This window comes from Pseudomonas sp. HY13-MNA-CIBAN-0226, from assembly GCF_040310305.1.
Classification (GTDB): domain Bacteria; phylum Pseudomonadota; class Gammaproteobacteria; order Pseudomonadales; family Pseudomonadaceae; genus Aquipseudomonas; species Aquipseudomonas gregormendelii.
In genome coordinates, this window is the sequence record NZ_JBEOPS010000002.1 from 288,827 (window position 1) to 309,468 (window position 20,642).

Genomic DNA, 20,642 nt, shown 5'->3' on the forward strand with positions numbered 1-20,642 from the left:
GATTTGGTGCGATGCGTAAATTAACCTTTCGGTTTTATGTCTGTAAATCAGTGCGTTAATTTTAAACTGAGGTTAGATTTTTTCATTGCTGTGCAGTGATTAATAGTCAGGACGCAGCACGCTGGATGGGCCTGGATAACCCGCGCTCAGCCATGGTCTTCGGCGGGTAGGCCGGCACGGTCAGCGGCGTAACGGCAGGGTTGGCTGCGACTGATCGGCGGCTGGTGCCTTATGGGGCGCTGACGGCGACTTTCCACACCGGGCTTGGGTGCCTGCTTGGGCCTTCGTTGCTGTACTTCATTGTTCGGGGGATTGTCGGTTAACCCGCTCTGACGCCATCGCGGGCAAGCCTTGCTCCCACAGAAGCAAAGTGCAATTCATGTGGGAGCAAAGCTTGCTCGCGATTGATTCACCCCGGTGTCAAGCATGCCGATTGGCATACATCCGACACTCCGCCAACAACGCCAGCAAATTCGGGTCGCGCTCCTTGGCCTTCAGGAACACCACCCCGATATGCTGCTGCAACCGATACCGCGCCTGCAACGGAATCAACTTCACCCGGTTCTCATACACCGCCGCAATCCTCCCCGGCAGCAACGCATAACCCACCCCCGAGCTGACCATGCTCAGCAGGGTGAAAATGTCGTTGACCTGCATGGCCACTTTCGGCTCGAATCCCGCTTGCTTAAATACTCGATTGCCGTCCTGATGGGTGGCGAAGCCCTGGGTGAGGGTGATGAACGTTTCATCGCGCACTTCCGCCAGGTCGACTTCTGCGCGCTGGGCGAATGTCGACTCGGCGGGCGTGGCCAGGAAGATATCGTCCGAGAACAGTGGGATTTGCTCGCAGTCCGGATCGTTGACACTGTCATCCAGCGACACCAGGATCGCGTCGACTTCCATGTTCTTGAGCTTGTACAAGAGGTCGAAATTGGAGCCCAGGATCAGGTCGATATTGAGTTCGCTGCGGCGAATCTTCAGGCCCATGATCAGCTGCGGTACGGTCTTCACAGTCAGTGAATACAGCGAGCCCAACTTGAAGCGTTCGGCGGAAAAGCCTGCCGCTTCACGGGTCAGGCGCACGCTCTCGACGACGTCCTGAATCAGCTTCTGCGCGCGCTCTTCCAGCACATAGGCGCTTTCCAGCGGCGTCAGGTTGCGGCCCTCATGCTTGAACAGCGGGCAGCGCAAGGCGCTTTCGAGCGAGTGAATGGCGCGGTGCACGCTGACGTTGCTGGTCTGTAACTCGGCGGCGGCCCGAGCCAGGTTGCCCGTGCGCATGAAAGCCAGGAACACCTCGAGTTTTTTCAGGGTTAGCTCTTCATCGATCAGCATGGGGGAGACTCTCGTTGGAAGAGATCGATTGTGCCGAATTTTCGGCAGGCCTGGATCAATAAATCCGGGCCTCATCGCGGGCAAGCCTTGCTCCCCAAGCTTATTATCGAATGGCCAGCCCTACCTGCCGGCCACTCCAGGTACGTCCATGTTGATCTTGCGCCATGCAGCTTCGGCAAAGCTGTAGACCGAGAATGCGATCAACCCCAGGGCCATCACCATCAACAGCACAGCGCCGGCCGGTAAGTTCTGCAAGGCATCGAGGGCGTCCTTCATCCCCGGTGGGTCCATGGCCTTGTAGTTGGAACCGCTGATCGCCAACAGAACAGCAATTTCGAGAAACACCACCCCCCGGGCGATCAAACCGAAGCGCGAGACGGGGCGGACGTAACGCATGACGTCTTCATCTGCTTCAAAGTACTTCTCGAACGTGGCCTTCCAGCCCTTGATCAGGTGAGCAATGCCCACGCCGAAAGGGATGAGGGCGATCAGGTAGATCAGCAGGTTCGAATGTTCCCAGGACAGAATTTGCGCCAACAGGTCCCTGGTTTGCGAACCGCCATCACCGCCAGAACTCTTGAGGCCACTGACCAGCAGGCCCAGGGCAAAAAAGGCCAACGCCCCGTTGACCAGGCCTCCTGCCAGCAAGCCGGCACGAATCACCAGCCCCTTCAAGTTGCTGCCGTGATGATCAACGTCGCGCACGGCTTGCAGCACCCGCCAGGCTGCAAAGGCAAGCAGTCCGGCCACCACCAGGCCGACCAATACATAACCGAATGGCTGACTCAGCAATGCCTCGAGGCTGCGGTGACTGTCCTTGGGTTTTGTCGAGTCCTGGGCGGCGAGCAGGGCGAAGATGCCGATGATCAAATAGATGACGCCTCGAGCGGCGTAACCGCCCCGTGCAAGGACGACGAGGCTCTGGTGAGCGGACATGGGTGTGATTCCAAAGGAGTGATAGAAGAGCAGACCTGTGGAGCGGGAAGGGGTTCGATCCAGCCCGCTGAAGCTGCCAGGCGGCAGCCCTATCGGGTTGTAACGCGGCAGGTACCTGGGGCAGCGGCCAGGGTATGAAGGAATGCTTCAATTTGCCCGGCACCACGCAAGTGCACGACTGGAATCTGCGGTGCTATGGCCAGGCGTACCGCCTCAATGCCGGGGCGATAGCCAAGATCGAAAGTCCACACGAACTTGAGGAAGGTCAGGAACTCCCGGTCGAGCTTTTCTGAACAGCCGGCGGGGATGTCGGCACGAGGACGGTTCATGACACTGCGCCGGATCACCCGGTTGAAACAGGTGAGGCGCGGCGTGTCGAGCCAGATGATCAGATCCGCCCGGGGCAAGCGCAGGTCAAAGGTACGCCGCGCATAGTTGCCTTCGCACACCCAGGCATCCGTTGCGATGGCCTCCCGTACCCGTTCGCGAAACTGCCCGGCATCTGGCTCGACCCAGCCGGGTTCCCAGAACAGCTTGTCCAGGTGCACAACGGGCAAGCTCAACTGTTGGCCTAAAGCGCGGGCCAGAGTGGATTTGCCGCTACCGGCATTGCCCAGAATCACAATCCTTTGCATGGGAGTTTCCTATCGAGAAAAAAAGCCGGTGATTGTGCAGGGTTTGGGCATTTAATTCTCAACTTCGGTCGTAACCCCTGCTGAAATGGATACCCCCAGCAAGTAGAGCATTCCCCCGGCTATCACGAACATCGCAAGCATGTAGAAAATGTAGTGCGCAGGTTGCATGGCCAGAACTATTCCGCAAAGGACCGGCCCGAGTGCTGCGCCGACGTTGCTCAGGTTCTGAGCTGCGTAGTACATGCCCCGCAGGTGATTCGGTGCGATGTTGTCGATGAACATGTATTCCGCCGGGAATACGATGATTTCACCGACGGTGAAAATGGCCATGGAAAGGACCCAGAGCAGCAAAGTGGTCGACAGTGCAAAACCTGCCAGCCCCAGGATGAACATGCCGAGTCCCCCTGCGAGCCACAGGTTCAGGTGTCGGTGGCTGATCCGTTTGCCGATGCTGTATTGCAGGCTGATCACCATCAAGGCGTTAGTCGCCACTACCGTACTGATAATCCGGTACGTCTCTTGGGGTGTGGTGGTGACCACGAGGTACTGCGAGAGATACGCGGTGAATTGGCCGAAAACCACGGCACTGAGCAACCCGCCCAAGGTGAAGCACACCAGCCGGTAGTCACGCAGCAACAACCTGCCGACTGCCAGGAATGGCGTCGGCTGCAGGCCCGGGCCGGCACTCGTCAGGCGCCTGTCACCCCACACGAAGTAGACCAAGGAAAACCCGACGCCCAGTCCCGCCGACAGCAAAAAGGGCAGGCTCATGTCCAGGGCCGCCACCCCGGCTCCCAGAAATGGCCCGACGGCGTAGCCGATATTGGTCAGTGTGTACTTGATGGAAAACGCTTCGCTGCGGCGGTCCATGGGGAGCAGGCTGCCAAATCCGGATTTCACTGCGATGTCGATAACGGCATACGCCAGGTTGATCAGCACCAGGCATAGGTAGAACAGCCACAGGACGGGTGCCAGATACGCACCGAGAAATCCGCCGCTGAACACGCCGCAGCCTATGAGGATGAGCTGGTAACTGGACATCCTGTCCACCAGGAAGCCGCCATACAGGCTCAGCAGCGAGCCGATGATCAGCGTGCTGCCGATCGCCAGGCCGATATCGGCGACGCTCAAGCCAAAGTGGCCCGACAAGTAAATGACCAGATAGGGCAAGGTGATCGCGCGGGCAAGGGTCAACACCAGTGACGCGCCCAGCAGCAGGTTAATGGAGGAGGGATAGCGTTTAAGCGTGGCCAGCATTCGAGAACCATCATCAATGTGTTGATTCCCAGTTTACTGTTGCCCTGGGTTCTGATTTAGGATGCTTTTTATCGAAGCACATGAACTGAATTCATGAATACAGGGTGCATATGTTTTCCTCCGAACGCTTGAAAGGTATCGATGTATTTGTGTGCGTCGCACAGTTCGGCAGTTTCACGGCGGCTGCGGAGAAAATGAACCTGACGGCCTCGGCCATCAGCAAAGGCATCGCCCGGCTGGAAAAACGCCTGGGGGTGCAACTGTTCCACCGTACAACGAGGAGGCTTTCGCTAACCGACGCCGGGGTCGCATTCCTGCGTACGTGCAAGGGCGTGCTTGCCGATCTCGAAGAGGCTGAGCTGTCACTCCAGAGCGAAAACAGAGAGCCTCGCGGCTGTGTGCGCCTTGACCTGCCGGGTGCATTTGGGCGCACCCGGGTGCTGCCGATCCTCTTGCAGTTTGCGAAGGATCATCCCTTGCTGACGCCGCACATATCCTTCAGCGATGGTTTTATCGATCCGCTGCAGGAAGGCGCAGACATTGTGCTGCGCATCGGGGGCGCGAACACCTGGCCGGAATCGGTAGGGCATCGCCTGCTGGGGCGCGAGTGGCATATTTTTTGTGCATCCCCCGACTATCTGGCCCGTCATGGCACTCCGCAATCCGAACACGACCTTGAGCAGCATCATTGCATTGCCTATGGCTGGGTGGATGGAAGCATCCATCCCTGGAGCTTTGCGGGCGAACAGGGCGCAACGCACAGGAGCCAGGTAAACCCGCCTCTGGTGGTGGGCAATGGCGAGGGCTTGAGGATGGCTGCGTTGGCTGGCTGCGGCGTCGCGCAGTTGCCACGGTGGCTGGTGGAGCAGCAGCTCAAAGACGGGACCTTGGTCGAGGTGCTTGCGCAATTGGCCTGCGACGGGATGGAGATCCACCTGACCTGGAGCAAAAGTCGCGAGGCGCTGCCCAAGGTTCGGGTGTTGGTTGATGCGCTGGTTGTTGGGCTGAGGGTGCTGGGTGAGGGGCTCTGTGACTGATCCTTGTATCGCGTTTTCCTGTCGGTAAATGCTCAGAAGTTTAAAATTATGCCCTTCAGCATGATCCAGTAGAGCGGAGAATCGCAACGTCCTTGTTGCCAAGAGGCCAATGACAAGCACATCGTAATTTCTTGATCGATAGTCAGATTTACTCGGAGAGTGGCAGGTATTTTAAGGATTCTGAAATGGCCAGCGATGACCTCTGCTCAGTTCCGTCCGGTACAAATGGCTGTTTAGCGCCTGTTGCGACTAAGCACAAGCCAAGTGGAGTGCGCGCAGCCAAAGGTTGCGCGCCGACCGCTCGTCGTCGACGTTTAAAATAGGCTTTGACAGCAATGGGGCTTTGCGTGACTATAACTACATCGCATGCGATCAAGTCGGCAGCGATTGAAAATAACCCAATCGCTGGAGACCCGGGCATGAACACCAAAAGTACCTGCTACAGCCCCATCTGCACTGACCCTGCTGTTCGTGGCCACAACGGCAATAACTGGATCATCGGATCCGCCGTTTAAGTTCTGTTATATGCATCGCATGCGATTAGATCGTACAAATACATAAAGTCCTGAGGATTCAATCATGAGCAAGATCGAAAAAGTACTGGTCACCGGCAAAACCCACACCACCTATAACGGTAACAAGGGCAACCTCGACATCGAATTGTCGTCCCCCTCGAACGCCACCCCTGAGCACGTGTTCACCGGCGTCCAGCCGCACCCGAAGGCCGAGCAACTGTTCGCCGGCGCCTGGTCGGCCTGCTACATCGCAGCGGTAGGCCTGGCCGCCCAGCAAATGAAAGTGACCCTGCCAGCCGATACGGCCGTCGACCTCGAAGTGGACTTGGGCCAGACCGGCGCAGCCTACTTCCTGCAAGCCCGACTGACCCTGCGGGTACCCGGCTTGACGCACGAGGTGGCCACCGAACTGGCGCATAACGCGGATGCCATCTGCCCGTACTCCAAGGCCACCCGCGGCAACATTGAGGTCGCTATCAACGTGCGCACTGAGTAACCCAACGCAGCGCCGGCTTGCCAGGATCGATTCTGGTGGGCCGGTGTTGGCGCATTTCGCTGAGACCTGGGAGGAGGGGAGCACTACCGACACCATCGCATGCGATGTATAGTCCGGCCATGCGCCCATCCGTCGCTGACCACCGAGAATGCTGATGAAATCCGATGAAAAGACCGCCGCCCTTGATCTGAAGCTTTCCGACTTCCTGTGCTTTGCCGTGTATTCCTCCAACCTCGCCTTCGGTAAAGCCTACAAGCCAATGCTTGAACGGCTAGGGCTGACCTACACGCAATACATCACGCTTGTTGCGCTGTGGGAGGAGGATAACCAGACCGTTGGCAGCCTTGGCGAGAAACTGTTTCTGGAATCCAATACGCTGACCCCCATCCTGAAGAAGCTCGAAGCCATGGGTTATCTGCGCCGTCAACGCGACCCGGAAGATGAACGCCAGGTGCGCATCAATCTGACCAGTGAAGGCCGCAAGTTGCGTGAAGGGCTCTCGAAAGATGGCTTCCCGCAGACGGGGCTTGATCCGGAGGATTTCGTGAACATGCAGAAAGCGATAGTGAAGCTGCGAAATAACCTGATCCGCACAACGAAGGATCGGGATTGAGTTGCAAGGGTCAGTAGCAATCGCTGATTCGCCAACGAATCTAGGTGCGGGCAGCGTCGAGACCCGCTTCCTGCCCCAACCACTGCAGAAACTCCGAAAACCCACTCGAATGCTTGACCCGCCGCGGATACACCAGCGTGTACCGCCCCCCGGTCACGATGCGGCCCGAATGCACTCGCACCAGCTGCCCACTGCGCAATTCGTCATCGGTCAGCACCGCATCAACCAGCGCAATCCCCTGGCCGCATTTCACCGCGACGATGGCCGACTCCAGCGTATCAAAGGTCAAATGAGCGTTATCGATGCCGGTTGAGTCCGGGTAGTACTCAGCCCAGCGCCGCCAGTCCAGACGGTCCATGCTCGAGTCTACCAGCCGCGCACTCTTGAGCAGTTTTTGCGGTGTGGTCCCGGCGAGCAAGGTCGGGGAGCACACCGGGATCAGTTCTTCTTCCCACAATTGCAGTGCTTCGAAGTCCGGCCAGGTGGCGGTGCCGTAGGCGACCATGGCGTCTATGGATTCGAACGCGAAGTCAGGGAAGCGGTGATACACCGTATCCACGCTTACGGTGACTTGCGGGTGCATACCATAAAACGTCGTGAGCCGCGGGATCAGCCAACGCGCTGCCATGGTCGGGTGAGCACGCAGGCTGACACTACGGCCGACGGTGGCGAGCATGTGCGAGGCATCGCAGAGCAGGCCGATGACCTGTTCGGCCACCGGCACCAGCGAGCGGCCCTCGGCGGTGAGGACGATCCTGCGGGTGTGGCGTTCGAACAGGCGGCTGTCCAGGCGCGCCTCCAGTTGCGCAACCTGGCGGCTTACCGCGCTCTGACTGAGGTTGAGCTGCTCGCCAGCCTTGCCGAAATTGCCGGTCTTCGCCACCGTCAGGAAGGCCTGCAGAAGCTCGATGGATGGCAGTTGGCGGCTCATGTTCTATGCGCTCCTCACATGGGATTAATGCAGATACATCACTGTTATTTCGCCAGTACGGGGCACATTCTTGATTGAAACAACGACGCGGCGCTACGCGTCTTTTTTCCAGCGGACGGTGGCCCTCATGAACACTCCAGCAATGGCATTCGATAGCCGCTCGGCGCCCCAGGACCAACGCCTGCCGGAAGCAGTCGACGTGGCGATCATCGGCGGCGGCCTGATGGGGTGTGCCTGTGCGTACTACCTTAGCAAAGCGGGGGCCAGGGTTCTGCTGATTGATAAAAGCATCATTGCCGGGCAGCAATCTTCGCGGGCCTGGGGCTTCGTTCGCCAGCAGTCCCGTGACGAAGCCGAAGTGCCGTTGATGCAGGCCAGTATCGGGCTTTGGCGTTCGCTGGAGCACGACCTGCAGACCGACCTGGGCTGGCGCAATGACGGCTGCCTGTTCGTCGCCGGCAACGAGGTTGAGCGCGAGGGTTATGCCTCCTGGCTGTCAGTGGCACGCAGTTTCGCGGTCGATACGGTGATGCTTTCGCCTCGGGAGGTGCAAAAAAAACTGCCGGGTTACGCAATGCCGCAGCTTGGCGGCCTGTATACCGCCAGCGACGGTCAGGCCGAACCCACACGTGTGGCCCGCGCCTTCGCAATGCGCGCCCGGGATCTCGGCGCGCAGATCATTGAACAGTGCGGTGCCAAAGGCATCGACGTCGCTGCCGGCCAGGTGGTGGGAGTGGAAACCGAGCGTGGCTACGTCAAGGCGAAAACCGTGGTGTGCGCGGCAGGTGTCAGCACTTTTCGACTGCTGAAGATGCTGGGTATTTCCCTGCCGCAGCAATTGGTACGGGGCACGGTGGCGCGTACCAGCGTTGGGCCGACCCTGAGCGGTATTTCCACGATTGCCAACGGTGTGGGCTTCCGCCAGCGGCTGGACGGCAGCTTCAACGTGGCCGACGACGCTCATGTCGACGTCGACATGACGCTTGGCCATCTGCGGGCTTTGCATTGGTATGCGCCTTCGCTGTGGGCACACCGCAAATCGTTTCGCTTCAACCTCAACGGCGCCTGCCTGAGCGATCTGCACCAGCGCATGCCGTGGTCCGAGGCATCGCGGCTGGGCGCCGGGATTCACCAGCGCAATCCATTGCTGCAGCCCAATGAAAAGGGCCTGGGAAGCGCGATGCGTGCGCTCAAGGCGGCGTTTCCCGATCAGGTGAATACGCAGATCGTTGACCGCTGGGCCGGCGGCATCGATGTGTTGCCGGACGGTATTCCGGTGATCGACGCGCACACCTCGCCCCGCGGCCTGGCAGTGGCCACCGGCTTCTGCGGCCACGGGTTTGCCATGGGCCCCATCGTCGGCAAGATCCTGGCGGACTGGATCGACTCGGGCAATCCGGGCCTGGACATGCGCCAGCTGCGCCTGTCGCGATTTGCCGAGGGCGATGTCAAGCCGCCTTCTTCGCTGTTCTAGTCAATTACTGTGCACGTCCTTGCGAGGGTACAACGATGACAAAACCTCTCGATCCAGACACCTATTACGATCCCGCTTCGGTGGCTGGCAAGGCTCCGCCGGTCAGCGACGAGACCGATATCCTCATCGTGGGCGCCGGGCCCGCGGGGCTCGCTGCCGCCCTGGCTGCTGCCGGGCATGGCCTGCGCGTGACGCTGGTGGACGAAAATCCACTGCCTTTGGAGACCATGGGAGAAGAAGTGCCGTTGCATTTCGGAGGCCGTATGGGCGCCGCAGTCGCCAATCGCAATAGCGTGCTGCAGACCCTGCTTGATGCGCGTCCGCAGATCGCCGAGGCGCTCGACGCCGGGGTCGATGTGCGACTGGGCACAGCGGTGTGGGGGTTGTTCCCGCAACAGCGCACCACCGCCTGGATCGAGGGCTCGATTGCCGGCCTGGCCGACGAAGACAAGGCCAGTTTGCTGCGCTTCAGGCAAGTGATAGTCGCCGCCGGACGACGGGACATGGGCCTGGCGTTTGACGGCTGGCATCACCCCGGCGTAATGGGGGTCAGCGCTGCGCATCGTCTGGCCACTGTCTATGACGCGCTGGAGTGCAAACGTGCAGTGTTACTCGGCAGCGACACCCAGGCGCTGGTCTCGGCCCATGCGCTGATCGCCAAGGGTGTGCAGATCGTGGCCATCGTCGAGCAGGCTGACCGGGTCAGCGCTGACCCTGCGCTACTCGACCTGTTGGTGGCGCAAGGCGCCCAGGTGTTGAGCGGGCATGTGATTGGCGAGGCGCGCGCAGATGCGCGCGGCGTGCAGGGGATCACTGCTGTTGCGATCGATGGGGCGGGGCGTCCACTGCCCGGGGTTGCAACAGAGATTGAATGTGACACGGTACTGCTCGGCTTGGCCGCTATTGCGGCGATCGAACTGGTCGAAGCAGCCGGCTGCCGCACCTCCTTCCAGGCCGGACGCGGCGGGCATGTCCCCGACATTGATCGGGCGCAGCGCTCGTCGTTGCCGTTTATCCTGGTGGCCGGGGACTGCGCTGGAACCTGGACGGCGAAAAGCCTCGACGATGCCATCGCAAGGCACGAAGGCCGGGTGGCTGCGCACACCGCGCTGGCGGCCCTGGGCGTAGTCACGCCGCCGCCCGAACCCGCGCCATTGCCGGACGGCCCCGTCTTCGATGTCGCCGCAATTCGTGCGGCGTGGGTCCGCGCATCCACTGTGCATGCCCGCAATGAGCCCTACGTATGCCTGTGCGAAGAGGTCACAGCCAGTGAAATCATAGGCCAGCAACCGCCGCGCTATCTGCAATGGACACCGGCCGATGCTGCCGTGCAGAGTGCGATGACTTCGTCGCTGCCGAATCCGGACGTGACCAAGCGCCTGACCCGCGCCTGCATGGGCCCGTGCCAGGGGCGGCGCTGCCGCGAACAGGTGGCGACCTTGCTGGGGATCAGTGCCGGCTTGAGTGTCGACGGTATCGCACTGGCCTCGTTTCGCCCGCCCGTGCGGCCGCTGTCGATGCGACAGTTGGGTCAGGTCGAGGAAACGCCGCAGATGTTCGGTCATTGGGATGCCTGGTTCGACATGCCGTCCCAGTGGACGCCGTTCTGGCTGTGCACCGGGCAACAAACGGTGGCCCGGCGCCCGACGGGCACCACCCATACGCCACCTGTCGAGGGCTGACACCATGCGCGCAGTGAAGAAATCGTGCATCCGTGCATCCGTGATCGTCGTCGGCGCAGGAGTGACTGGCCTGAGTGCCGCCTGGTGGCTGGCCCGCGATGGCGTTGACGTGCTGGTACTTGAAGCGGGCCTGATCGGTTGGGGCGCCTCGGGCCGTAATGGCGGCGGCTGTTCCCACCACCACAGTCCGCTGTTCGTCGAAGAGCAACGGCTGTGGCCACTGATGGACGAACTGCTCGGTTATCCCACCGAATATCGTCCGGATCGCATCAGTATCGATCTGACCGAGCATCAGGTCTCGATCGATGAAAAGGTTGTCGACGAAGCCGCCTGGTACGGGTTGCGCGTCGACCGGCTCGACCCCCAACAGGTGCGTGACGTGGTGCCCATTGCCGGCGACAACGTATTGGCCGGCTACTACTACCATTTTGGCGGCCACGCCAACCCGCATCGCACCTTGCAGGCCTATGCCTGGGCACTGAAGAATCTTGGTGGCCGTTTGCTCGAGCACTCGCCGGTTCTTTCCATCGAGCGTCAGGGTGACCGTGTCACCGGCGTGCGCACTGCGCAGGGGCTGATTTCGTGCGACCAGTTGGTGATCGCCGCAGGCCCGCATACCGGTGAACTGGCCGCTCAGCTCGGCGTCGAGATTCCGTTGGTGACTGCACGCGCCGAGATGATCGTTACCGAGCCACTGCCGCTACTGGAGGTGGGCGGGGTGGATGGCAATGGCCTGTACGGTCGTCAGACCCTGCGCGGCAACCTGGCGTATGGCGGCGGGCCGCATGAGTGGGTCGACCTGCGCGACGTCAGCCGCAACCGTGCGCAGTCCACTCCGCTGCAATGCAATATTGCCCGACGGCTCGCCGAACTGTTTCCCAAGGTGGCGCACAAGCGGGTGATCCGCAGTTGGGCCGGGTTCATCGAAAATACCCCCGACGGGCGCCCGGTGATCGACCGGCCCGCCGCGCTGGATAATGTGACGGTGGCCACCCTGTCGGGGGTCGGGTTCGGCCTGTCGCCGGCGAGCGGTCATGCGATTCGCGATCTGGTGGTCGACGGCCGTTGCAGTTTTGCCGACATCTCCAGCTTCTCGCTGTCACGTTTTGCCGCCCTCGAAGCGGACTGGCAAAACATCCAGGGCTGGCTGCCATTGCCGTCACCCGGGGTGTAGCAAGCCGCGCTATCGAACCATTTTCCTGAGAAAAAAGGACTGACCATGAAATCAATGCTGCGCAATTTGACGTTGTTGGCTGCCGTCGGCATGACGTTATGTTCCTTCGCGGCTCCCGCCAGTGCAGCCGAGGACAAGCTGCGCTTTGGTGTGGCCGCCGAGCCTTACCCGCCATTCCTGGTGAAGACGCCCACCGGGCAATTCACCGGCTTTGAACCCGACCTGATCCGGGCACTGTGCGAGCAGATGAAAGCCGAGTGCGAGATCAAGGAGGTGGCGTGGGACGGCATTATTCCGGCGTTGCTCGCCAACAAGTTCGACGTGTTGTTCAACTCCATGGGCATCAGCCCGGAACGGCAGAAAGTGATTGCCTTTTCCCGTCCGTACTACGAAACCACAGGGATTTTCGTCGCGGCCAAGGACACCCGGCTGACGCTGACCCCACAAGGCCTGGCAGGCAAGTCCATCGGCGTGCAGGGTTCCACCACCAACGCCGAGTTCATCCGCAGCGCCTACGGCAAGGACTCCGAGATTCGCATCTATGCCACCCAGGATGATTGCAACGCGGACCTGCTGGCCGGGCGTATCGACGTCATGTTTCTCGACAAGCTCGGCGATATTGCTTTCCTGAGCTCCGCAGATGGCGCGGCATATGAAGAGAAAGGCACCGGCAGCGTGAAGATGGACCCCTTGCTGTACGGCCTGGGCGTCGGCGCCGGGCTGCGCAAAAGCGATACCGCGCTAAAGGAGCGCATCGACCAGGCACTCACGCAATTGCATGAGACGGGCAAGTACACGCAAATCTCGCAGAAATATTTTCCGGTCGATCTGTGGCCACAATGAGCTGCACTGGCAAAGAACAACATGAACGACCTTGAGCACAGCCCTTGAGCCGGGCGGTCGTGGAGGGTGCCCAGGTTAAACGCCCGGGAGACGCTGTTCAGCCACCATCAGCAACGACTGCGGCAACGGACTTTGCGGGTGCTGCGGCTCTTGCAGGCCCACCAGTTGAAAGCCCGCCATGTCCAGCGCGTTGAACCAGCTGGACAAGGTGCGCAGGTACCAGGGCATGGGTTGCCAGTGCCCGGTAAACCCGGCGAAGGTCTCTGATCGCCAGCCATCCTGATAGTCGCCTGCTGCCGCAGCCCAGGGATGCAGCGTCTGGATCACCAGCGCGCCGCCGGGGGCGAGCAGGGCGTTCATGGCGCTGAGCAGCGGGATGATGTCCTGGTGCAGCAGGGCAAAGTTGGCGCAGATCAGGTCGTAGTCGCGGCCGATGTCGACCTTCGCATCGACCAGGGTTTCATAGCTCGCCAGGTAGACCTGTGGGCTGCCCGCCGTCCGCGCGGCCTCGACCAGTGTCGTATCGCCGTCCACTCCAACTGCGGTGATCCCGCGTTCAGCCAGCACCCGCAATAACCAGCCTTCGCCACAGCCCAGGTCCAGCACTCGCTCAGGCTGGCGGCCCATGATTGCCAATAAAATGGCCTGGTCGGTGACCTGGCGGCGGCTTTCGATCGAGCCACTGCGGACAGCGTCGATCCAGGCGCGGGCGTTATGGTGCCAGCTTTGCAGCAGGGCGGACTCAGGGGTGGTCATGACGCTACTCGCAGTGATCAATTGAGTGGAAGGATAGGCCATGACCCCGCGCTGCTAGACTCAATCGGCTAATCCTTTGTTGGAGAACCTTCTTCCAAATTCTGCAACTCCCACAGTAATCCCTGCCAGCCACAATGGATTCCTGTTGCCAGTCTCCCTGCGCATGACACAGATCCGCCGCGTCAACCATCCACACCATCGCGCAGCAGCTGTAGACTATGCCCGCTCAAGGCGTACCCCAGCCGATCACTTTATGAAAGAGACCCCCATGGCCAACCAAGACATCACCTTCGTCCCTGATCCCGACGCCGATTCCATCTCCTCCGACGTGGCCGGCTTCGGCGGTCTGCTGGTTTCCACGCAGATCCCGACCCACGCCGATGGCAGCCTGGAGCTGGGCGATATCACCCTGCAAAGCGAATGCACCCTGCAGGCACTCAAGGTTGCGCTGGAGCGCGCCGGCAGTTCCATGGATCGTGTCCTGCACCTGACCATCTACCTCACCGACATGGCCGATCGCGCCGCCTTCAACGAAGTCTACAAGCGCTTTTTCGCCAAGCCATGGCCCGTACGCGCCGCTGTCGGCGTGGCCTCGCTGGCGGTGGAAGGGATGCGCGTGGAAGTCACGGCGATGGCGGCCAAGGGCTGAATCCGATCTGTCCGGCGGCCAGGTCAAATGAGCCAAGTCGCCGGTGCAAACCTGCGAATACGATAAGCAGCTGTTTTAAAACAAAATTATTTCCACTTTTTGCTTCCAACATGGCGCAGAAGTTGGTAAATTTGCGCCCATTCCTGCACAGGGCCTCAGCGGACTGGCAGCGAACGTAGCAACGCTCGCCGTTGCTCACCCGCTTCACCATCAAAAAAGACAGTGCCCAGCACTCGTCGCGATCGATACAGGGGCGTCGCCAAGCGGTAAGGCAGCAGGTTTTGATCCTGCCATGCGTTGGTTCGAATCCAGCCGCCCCTGCCATTTTTCTGATTCATATTCCACTGCACAGACGCACCCATCGACTGTAAGAGCTTGCTCGCGATGGGCGTTAACGCTGGCGCTGCGTACCTGAATTTCCACATCGCTCTTGCTCACATCGCGAGCAACCTCGCTTCTACATTGGGTTGTCGATCCTCTGCAACGCCTGAGCCAGATCCGCACGCAGATCCTCCACGTCCTCAACCCCCACCGACAAGCGCACCAGTCCATCGCCGATGCCCAGTTGTGCCCGGGTTTCGGGCGGGATGGTGGCGTGGGTCATGATGGCCGGGTGTTCGATCAGGCTTTCTACACCGCCCAGGCTCTCGGCCAGGGCGAAGATGTGAACGTTCTCCAGGAAGCGCCTGGCGCCGGCCAGGTCGGTGTTGAGGTCGATGGAGATCATGCCGCCGAAGCCGCGCATTTGGCGTTTGGCCAGCTCGTGCTGGGGATGTGAAGGCAGGCCGGGGTAGTAGACGCGGGCGACTTGCGGTTGGCGTTCCAGCCACTGCGCCAGGTCCAGTGCGTTGCTGCAGTGGCGCTCCATGCGCAGGGCCAGGGTTTTTATGCCGCGCAGGGTGAGGAACGCGTCGAATGGGCCGGCAATGGCGCCGACGGCGTTTTGCAGGAAACCCAGGCGCTCGGCAAGTTCAGGGTTCTGGCCGACCACGGCGATACCGCCGATGACGTCCGAGTGGCCGTTGAGGTATTTGGTGGTCGAGTGCAGCACGATGTCGAAGCCCAGCTCCAGCGGGCGCTGGATCCACGGACTGGCGAAAGTGTTGTCGGCCACGCAGATGATGCCTCGCGCGCGGCAGATGCGGGCAATCGCGGCGAGGTCGGTCAGGCTCAGCAGCGGGTTGGTCGGCGTCTCGACCATCACCATCCGCGTGTCGTCCTCCAGGGCTGCTTCGAAGGCGGCCAGGTCCGTCATGTCGACGAAGCTGAAACGGTGCCCGGCGCTGCGTTTGCGAACTTTGTCGAACAGGCGGAAGGTACCGCCGTACAGGTCATTGCCGGAGACGATGTGGGCGTTGGCGTCGAGCAGTTCGAGCACCGTGGAGATGGTCGCCAGCCCCGAGGCGAAGGCGAATGCCTGGGTGCCACCTTCGAGGTCTGCGACGCAACGCTCCAGGGCAAAGCGCGTCGGATTGTGGGAGCGGCCGTAATCCAGGCCCTTGTGCACGCCGGGGCTCTGTTGCAGGTAAGTGGAGTTGGCATAGATCGGCGGCATCAACGCCCCGGTGGATGGGTCCGGCGTCTGCCCCGCGTGAATCACGCGAGTGGCGAAGGCGTGGGCCGGGGCGTTTTCGTCATGCTGGCTCATGCAAGGGATCTCCGTAGGTGGTTGAGCAGGTCGAAGCGGGTGATCAGGCCGTGGAAGCCCGAGGCGTCAGCGATGATCGCCACCAGCCCGCGGTCGAGCTCGGCTTGCAGTTCCGCCAGGCTGGCAGCGGGTGCGAGGGTCTGGACTTTGTCGGTCATGGCGCTGGCGACGCTGAGGCGAAAGTGCGAGGGGTCCTCCTGCATGCCGAACAGGATGTCGGATTCGTCGATGACGCCCACCAGTTGCTTGCCGTTCACCAGCACCGGCAGTTGTGAGACATCGGCCAGGCGCATGCGCTGGAAGGCGGTGAGCAAGGTATCGTCCGGGCCCACGCTGATCACCCGGCCGTCTTCGAAACGCCGCGCGATCAGGTCGCGCAGGTCGCCGTAGCGTTTGTACTGAAGCAGGCCCTGATCATTCATCCACTGGTCGTTGTAGACCTTGGACAGGTAGCGGGTGCCGGTGTCGCAGACGAAACTGACCACGCGCTTGGGCTGGGTTTGTTCGCGGCAGTAACGCAGCGCGGCAGCGAGCAGGGTGCCGGTGGACGATCCACCGAGAATGCCTTCGACCCGCAGCAGTTGGCGCGCGTGATCGAAGCTTTCCTCGTCGCTGATCGAGTAGGCCTTGCGCACGCTGGACAGGTCGCAAATGGAGGGGATGAAGTCTTCGCCGATGCCTTCCACCGCCCACGACCCGGGCGTGCCGAGCGTGCCGCTGCGGCTGTATTCGGCCATGACCGAGCCGACTGGGTCGGCCAGGACCATTTCCAGGTCCGGTTGCACCCGTTTGAAGAAGCGGGTCAGGCCGGTCAGGGTGCCGGCAGAACCGACGCCGACGACGATGGCGTCCAGGTCGTGCTGGGTTTGCGCCCAGATTTCCGGCGCGGTGCTGCATTCATGGGCGAGGGGGTTGGCCGGATTGTTGAATTGATCGGCGAAGAACGCGTCGGGAATGTCCTGGGCCAGGCGTGCGGCCACGTCCTGGTAGTACTCCGGATGGCCCTTGCCGACATCGGAACGGGTGATGTGCACTTCGGCGCCCATGGCCTTGAGGTGCAGGACCTTCTCGGTGGACATCTTGTCCGGCACCACCAGTACCACCCGGTAACCCTTGGCGCGACCCACCAGTGCCAGGCCGAGCCCGGTGTTGCCGGCAGTCGCTTCGACGATGGTGCCGCCGGGTCTGAGGCGCCCGTCACGCTCGGCCGCGTCGATCATGGCCAGGCCGATGCGGTCCTTGATCGAGCCGCCGGGGTTCTGGGATTCGAGTTTGAGAAACAGGGTGCAGGGGCCGGTGTCGAATCGGCTGACACGCACCAGCGGCGTGTTACCGATCAGTTCGAGCACGGCAGGGCGGGAGTCGCTTGGCATGTCATCACCTCGCTTGTTTATCGGCAATGGAGGGTCAGTGATTGGATCGCGATAGGTATGGAAAGGACCATAGGTCGGGATGGCGTGGTTGGCAACCACGGGGCGCACGGACGGGTTGTGGCAATAGCCGCGCTGGCATGCAGGGATACCGGCGGTCAGGCCGGTTGAATCTTGCACGATGCCCGCACTCGATGTTTCACAGGGCTTGGCTCTGCAATGGCGGTGCTATCCGCCCGGGGTTCACTCAATGACATCGGTCGAAGACTTCAGAATACAATCGCACTCGCTCCTGATCGAACTGGACGCCGCAACAATGGGCATGATGCTGCTGGTATCTGCCCGATGCGTTTCCGGGCCTGCGTGGGATGAAGCGACCCAAAGGCACCACGATGCGTATGCGCTGTGGAATGCCTTTCTCAATGTTCCGGATTCGGGTCTCGACGCGGCGAATCAGTGAAAAAGCGGACCGCTGTCGGCGGTCCGCCGTGGCAGTGTCAGGCCTGGCAAAACCGGATGCGGTTGCCGAACGGGTCATGGACTTCAAGGATCTTGCCCCAGCCTTGCTCGACGATATCGGGCCGGCCATAGCCGTAGCGCTTGGCCTGGAGTTCGTCACGGAACATTTCAATATTGTCCATCTGGACAAAGGTCGTCGCGCCCGGGCTCGCATCGCCGTGATGCTCCGAGAGATGCAGTTGCAGGCTACCGCGCTGGATCCCCAGATACAGGGGCAGATCCGCTTCAAAACGATGCTCGAACTCCACGCTGAAGCCGAGGAAGTCGAGGTAGAACTCCCGCGCCTTGGTTTCGTCAAACATTCGCAGGATCGGAATGGCTTTAGTGAAGGTGACCGCCGTTTGCCGGACTTGCGCAGGTAGCAGCGCCGCAGCGGTGTTCCAGTCCTTGTAGCCCAACTGGTGGGCAACCAGTTCCAGCGCCATGGAATGGGACGCTTGCTGGTCGTGCGCTTGCAGTGAGGCGCGCAGGCGCTTGGCCATTTGCTTGGCTTGTTCGATAGAAATCATCACAGCTCCTTTGATCAAGGCATGTTGGTGCTCGCGTTGCCAAACCTCGACCGTCAAGAGTTGCGACTGGATTTGGGTAATGAATACATGCTTTCACCCTTCCTTGCGGAAGCGAGCGGCGGGCAGCATCGGCCCGCGCTGATAGTACACAGCCGCTGGCGTGTGGGGAAGAACCTGCCCACTTACGTAAGCTGGACCTCGCGTCGTGAGTCGTGGTTGCCCGCCTTTGCGCTGGACAGGCACTATGAACAGGATCGGGAGTCTTCTGGACGCTTTGAGCAATAGCAACTGCGGCGCCTCAGGGGAGCGGTAGTCTGGCGTAATCAGGAGGACGGTAATGCTGTTTGTGGTGATGCTGGGAGGCAAACATCCCAGGGCGCGGATTGAGGTTCATGATGTTGTGTTTGCCGTTGCGGATGACCTTCAGGGTACCTATGGGCAATTGCGAGAAGGCTGGTTTGGCCATCCAGCCGGCGTGCACATCGACTCGTGGATGCGCGTCGATGGTGTGGAAGGATGGAAAGTCGAGTTGAGTCCGATGGCACCGGCAGCGGATTCACCGCGCCTGTACTTCATCAACCTGGGTGGTTATGAAACATCGGTGTTTGGTGAAGCTCACCATTACCTGTTGGTGGTCGCCCGGAACAGGAAAGAAGCCGCTGCCAAGGGCAAGCGCCAAATGCCGGCACACTGGAGTCAGTCGCATACTGATGCGCTGATGGACGTGGATGATTGCCTGCCGATCGACCTGGTGGGGGGGCGGTATATCCATCTGGTCGAGGGTGAGCACAGCGGGATCATCCAGGGGAACGACTACATCGTTCTCCCACAGGGGCATGCGTAACCTAGTGTGGCGCATAACCCTGTGGGAGCAAGGCTTGCCCGCGATGAGGCCGCCTCGGTCACCTGATTCCAGCGTTGTGAATACTCAGGATTTGCCCTTTGCGCGCTCGGGATAGTTCAGCACGAACTGCACGTGCGCCTTCACCCCGGTCGCGAAGGTGGCTTCATCGACGGTGAAGTACGGGCTGTGGTTGTTGGGCGCTTTGGACATGTCCTGGCCTTCAGGGGTGGCGCCCAGGAATACGAACAGGCCGGGTACCTTCTGGGCGTAGTAGGAAAAGTCTTCGCTGGGCGACAACGATGACTCAAGCCGCTGGACCTTGCCCGACGCGGCCAGCTCCAGTGCCGGCACCATGTCTTCGGTCAGGGTCGGGTCGTTGATGGTCACCGGGGCATTGTTCACCAGCAGCAACTTGGCTTCGGTTCCATAAGCGCTGGCGATGCCACTGACCAGCGGCGGCATTTTCTGCAGGATGCTGTCGCGTATGTCGGCGTTGTTGGTGCGGATAGTCCCGGTCATTTCCAGGGTTTCGGGAATGATGTTCGCCGCCGAACCGGCATTGATCGTGCCGACACTGATGACCCCCATTCCCTTGGTCAGATCGATGCGTCGGCTGACCAGCGTCTGCATCGCGGCAATGATGCCCTGGCTGGTGACAATTGGATCGTTGCCGCTCCAGGGAGCTGAGCCATGGGTCTGCTGCCCCTTGAGCTGGATGCGGAATGAATCGCTGCTGTTGAGCACCGTACCGGCCTTGTAGAAGAGGTGCCCGCTCGGGTAGCCCGCCATTACGTGCAGGGCAAATATCGCCTCGACTTTGGGCGAGTCCATGGCGCCATCGCGAATCATTGCCTGGGCGCCGATCAAGGTATCGGTCTGGAACTCGTCCACATCGGCCGCGCCTTCTTCGGCTGGCTGGAACAGGAAAACGACAGTGCCGCGCAGTTGATCGCGATGCTCGGCCAATACCTTGGCTGCACCCAACAGCATGGCGGTGTGTGTGTCATGGCCACAAGCGTGCATCACCGGCACGGTCTTGCCCAGCCGCACACCGGTTGCCTGGCTGGCGAAGGGCAGGTTGGTCGCCTCCTTGACCGGCAGCGCATCCATGTCGGCGCGCAGGGCCACCACGGGCCCAGGCAGTGCGCCTTTGAGCACGCCGACCACGCCCGTCTTGCCGACCTGGGTGCGCACTTCGATGTTCGAGGCCTTGAGCTGAGCGGCGACCAGGGCAGCCGTCTTGACCTCCTGGTTGCCCAGCTCTGGATGCTGGTGAATGGTGCGGCGCAGATCAATGACTTGCTGGTTGACCGAGCTGACTGCGGAATCCACCCAGTCCAGGTCAGTCGCCTGGCTCGAAGGGGCGCCAAGTGCAGTCAACAATGCCAGGTACAGGGGAGCTAGGATCGGACGCTTCAA

21 protein-coding genes, 1 tRNA gene and 1 pseudogene are annotated in these 20,642 nt (G+C 61.0%); 13 read left to right on the forward strand and 10 right to left on the reverse strand.

Annotation, left to right across the window (positions count from 1 at the left end):
* Positions 1–110: 110 nt before the first annotated feature.
* A pseudogene (locus tag AAEZ05_RS03480) lies at positions 111–323 on the forward strand (malonate transporter subunit MadM); the annotation flags it as partial.
* Positions 324–420: 97 nt separating this feature from the next.
* On the opposite strand, the gene AAEZ05_RS03485 reads toward AAEZ05_RS03480, so the two are convergent.
* The 4 genes from AAEZ05_RS03485 to AAEZ05_RS03500 all read right to left on the reverse strand — a co-directional run bounded on the left by AAEZ05_RS03485 (position 421) and on the right by AAEZ05_RS03500 (position 4,163).
* A complete protein-coding gene (locus AAEZ05_RS03485) occupies positions 421–1,335 on the reverse strand; it encodes a LysR family transcriptional regulator (RefSeq protein WP_205892218.1) in 915 nt (304 codons plus the stop codon).
* A 120-nt stretch (positions 1,336–1,455) separates the two neighbouring features.
* Positions 1,456–2,271, reverse strand: a complete 816-nt coding sequence (locus AAEZ05_RS03490; protein ID WP_045057399.1) for a DUF1206 domain-containing protein — start codon at positions 2,269–2,271, stop codon at positions 1,456–1,458.
* An 89-nt stretch (positions 2,272–2,360) separates the two neighbouring features.
* Positions 2,361–2,906 (reverse strand): P-loop NTPase family protein, encoded by a 546-nt coding sequence (locus AAEZ05_RS03495; protein WP_350646634.1) that lies wholly within the window; start codon positions 2,904–2,906, stop codon positions 2,361–2,363.
* Positions 2,907–2,957: 51 nt separating this feature from the next.
* Positions 2,958–4,163: an MFS transporter gene (locus AAEZ05_RS03500; RefSeq protein WP_350646635.1), complete on the reverse strand. Its 1,206-nt coding sequence runs from the start codon at positions 4,161–4,163 to the stop codon at positions 2,958–2,960.
* A 110-nt stretch (positions 4,164–4,273) separates the two neighbouring features.
* Between AAEZ05_RS03500 and AAEZ05_RS03505 the strand changes: the two genes are divergently transcribed.
* The 3 genes from AAEZ05_RS03505 (at position 4,274) to AAEZ05_RS03515 (ending at position 6,824) form a co-directional block, all read left to right on the forward strand.
* Positions 4,274–5,200, forward strand: coding sequence for a LysR family transcriptional regulator (locus tag AAEZ05_RS03505; RefSeq protein WP_350646655.1), 927 nt, complete (start codon positions 4,274–4,276; stop codon positions 5,198–5,200).
* A gap of 579 nt (positions 5,201–5,779) precedes the next feature.
* Complete coding sequence (locus tag AAEZ05_RS03510; RefSeq protein ID WP_045057394.1) at positions 5,780–6,211, forward strand: Ohr family peroxiredoxin; 432 nt, start codon at positions 5,780–5,782, stop codon at positions 6,209–6,211.
* Positions 6,212–6,365: 154 nt separating this feature from the next.
* Positions 6,366–6,824: a MarR family winged helix-turn-helix transcriptional regulator gene (locus AAEZ05_RS03515; protein WP_122840372.1), complete on the forward strand. Its 459-nt coding sequence runs from the start codon at positions 6,366–6,368 to the stop codon at positions 6,822–6,824.
* A 40-nt stretch (positions 6,825–6,864) separates the two neighbouring features.
* Here AAEZ05_RS03515 and AAEZ05_RS03520 read toward each other — a convergent pair whose 3' ends face one another.
* The gene (locus AAEZ05_RS03520; RefSeq protein ID WP_350646636.1) at positions 6,865–7,755 is read right to left on the reverse strand and encodes a LysR substrate-binding domain-containing protein; all 891 of its coding nucleotides are present in this window, start codon (positions 7,753–7,755) and stop codon (positions 6,865–6,867) included.
* A gap of 127 nt (positions 7,756–7,882) precedes the next feature.
* Between AAEZ05_RS03520 and AAEZ05_RS03525 the strand changes: the two genes are divergently transcribed.
* The 4 genes from AAEZ05_RS03525 to AAEZ05_RS03540 are packed head-to-tail and all read left to right on the forward strand — an operon-like array spanning position 7,883 to position 12,928.
* A complete protein-coding gene (locus tag AAEZ05_RS03525; protein WP_082069092.1) occupies positions 7,883–9,229 on the forward strand; it encodes an NAD(P)/FAD-dependent oxidoreductase in 1,347 nt (448 codons plus the stop codon).
* 35 nt (positions 9,230–9,264) lie between these two features.
* On the forward strand, positions 9,265–10,911 hold the full coding sequence (locus AAEZ05_RS03530) for an FAD-dependent oxidoreductase (protein WP_045057391.1): 1,647 nt from the start codon (positions 9,265–9,267) through the stop codon (positions 10,909–10,911).
* A 4-nt stretch (positions 10,912–10,915) separates the two neighbouring features.
* Positions 10,916–12,085: an NAD(P)/FAD-dependent oxidoreductase gene (locus tag AAEZ05_RS03535; RefSeq protein ID WP_045057390.1), complete on the forward strand. Its 1,170-nt coding sequence runs from the start codon at positions 10,916–10,918 to the stop codon at positions 12,083–12,085.
* A 45-nt stretch (positions 12,086–12,130) separates the two neighbouring features.
* Positions 12,131–12,928, forward strand: a complete 798-nt coding sequence (locus AAEZ05_RS03540; RefSeq protein WP_082069091.1) for a transporter substrate-binding domain-containing protein — start codon at positions 12,131–12,133, stop codon at positions 12,926–12,928.
* Between the two features lie 75 nt (positions 12,929–13,003).
* Here the strand turns inward: AAEZ05_RS03540 and AAEZ05_RS03545 are convergent, their stop codons facing one another.
* Complete coding sequence (locus AAEZ05_RS03545; protein ID WP_045057408.1) at positions 13,004–13,684, reverse strand: class I SAM-dependent methyltransferase; 681 nt, start codon at positions 13,682–13,684, stop codon at positions 13,004–13,006.
* Positions 13,685–13,952: 268 nt separating this feature from the next.
* Between AAEZ05_RS03545 and AAEZ05_RS03550 the strand changes: the two genes are divergently transcribed.
* Together AAEZ05_RS03550 and AAEZ05_RS03555 are read left to right on the forward strand one after the other, a co-directional pair.
* Positions 13,953–14,333: a RidA family protein gene (locus AAEZ05_RS03550; RefSeq protein WP_045057389.1), complete on the forward strand. Its 381-nt coding sequence runs from the start codon at positions 13,953–13,955 to the stop codon at positions 14,331–14,333.
* A gap of 249 nt (positions 14,334–14,582) precedes the next feature.
* Positions 14,583–14,657: transfer RNA gene (locus AAEZ05_RS03555), tRNA-Gln, on the forward strand.
* 133 nt (positions 14,658–14,790) lie between these two features.
* Here the strand turns inward: AAEZ05_RS03555 and AAEZ05_RS03560 are convergent.
* Positions 14,791–15,981, reverse strand: coding sequence for a trans-sulfuration enzyme family protein (locus AAEZ05_RS03560; RefSeq protein WP_045057388.1), 1,191 nt, complete (start codon positions 15,979–15,981; stop codon positions 14,791–14,793).
* Positions 15,978–17,354, reverse strand: a complete 1,377-nt coding sequence (locus tag AAEZ05_RS03565; RefSeq protein ID WP_045057407.1) for a pyridoxal-phosphate dependent enzyme — start codon at positions 17,352–17,354, stop codon at positions 15,978–15,980. The genes AAEZ05_RS03560 and AAEZ05_RS03565 overlap by 4 nt, the downstream gene beginning before the upstream one ends.
* A gap of 247 nt (positions 17,355–17,601) precedes the next feature.
* On the opposite strand from AAEZ05_RS03565, the gene AAEZ05_RS03570 reads away from it, so the two are divergent.
* On the forward strand, positions 17,602–17,811 hold the full coding sequence (locus tag AAEZ05_RS03570; protein WP_045057406.1) for a hypothetical protein: 210 nt from the start codon (positions 17,602–17,604) through the stop codon (positions 17,809–17,811).
* Between the two features lie 37 nt (positions 17,812–17,848).
* On the opposite strand, the gene AAEZ05_RS03575 is transcribed toward AAEZ05_RS03570, so the two are convergent.
* Entirely contained in the window at positions 17,849–18,379 is a 531-nt protein-coding gene (locus AAEZ05_RS03575) for a glyoxalase superfamily protein (RefSeq protein ID WP_045057387.1), read from the reverse strand.
* A 21-nt stretch (positions 18,380–18,400) separates the two neighbouring features.
* Between AAEZ05_RS03575 and AAEZ05_RS30640 the strand changes: the two genes are divergently transcribed.
* The gene (locus AAEZ05_RS30640) at positions 18,401–18,664 is read left to right on the forward strand and encodes a hypothetical protein (RefSeq protein ID WP_045057386.1); all 264 of its coding nucleotides are present in this window, start codon (positions 18,401–18,403) and stop codon (positions 18,662–18,664) included.
* A 52-nt stretch (positions 18,665–18,716) separates the two neighbouring features.
* Positions 18,717–19,223, forward strand: coding sequence for a DUF1543 domain-containing protein (locus AAEZ05_RS03585; protein WP_045057385.1), 507 nt, complete (start codon positions 18,717–18,719; stop codon positions 19,221–19,223).
* Positions 19,224–19,307: 84 nt separating this feature from the next.
* Here AAEZ05_RS03585 and AAEZ05_RS03590 read toward each other — a convergent pair whose 3' ends face one another.
* Positions 19,308–20,642 carry an amidohydrolase gene (locus AAEZ05_RS03590; protein ID WP_045057384.1) on the reverse strand — a complete coding sequence of 445 codons (1,335 nt, stop codon included), beginning with the start codon at positions 20,640–20,642 and terminating at the stop codon, positions 19,308–19,310.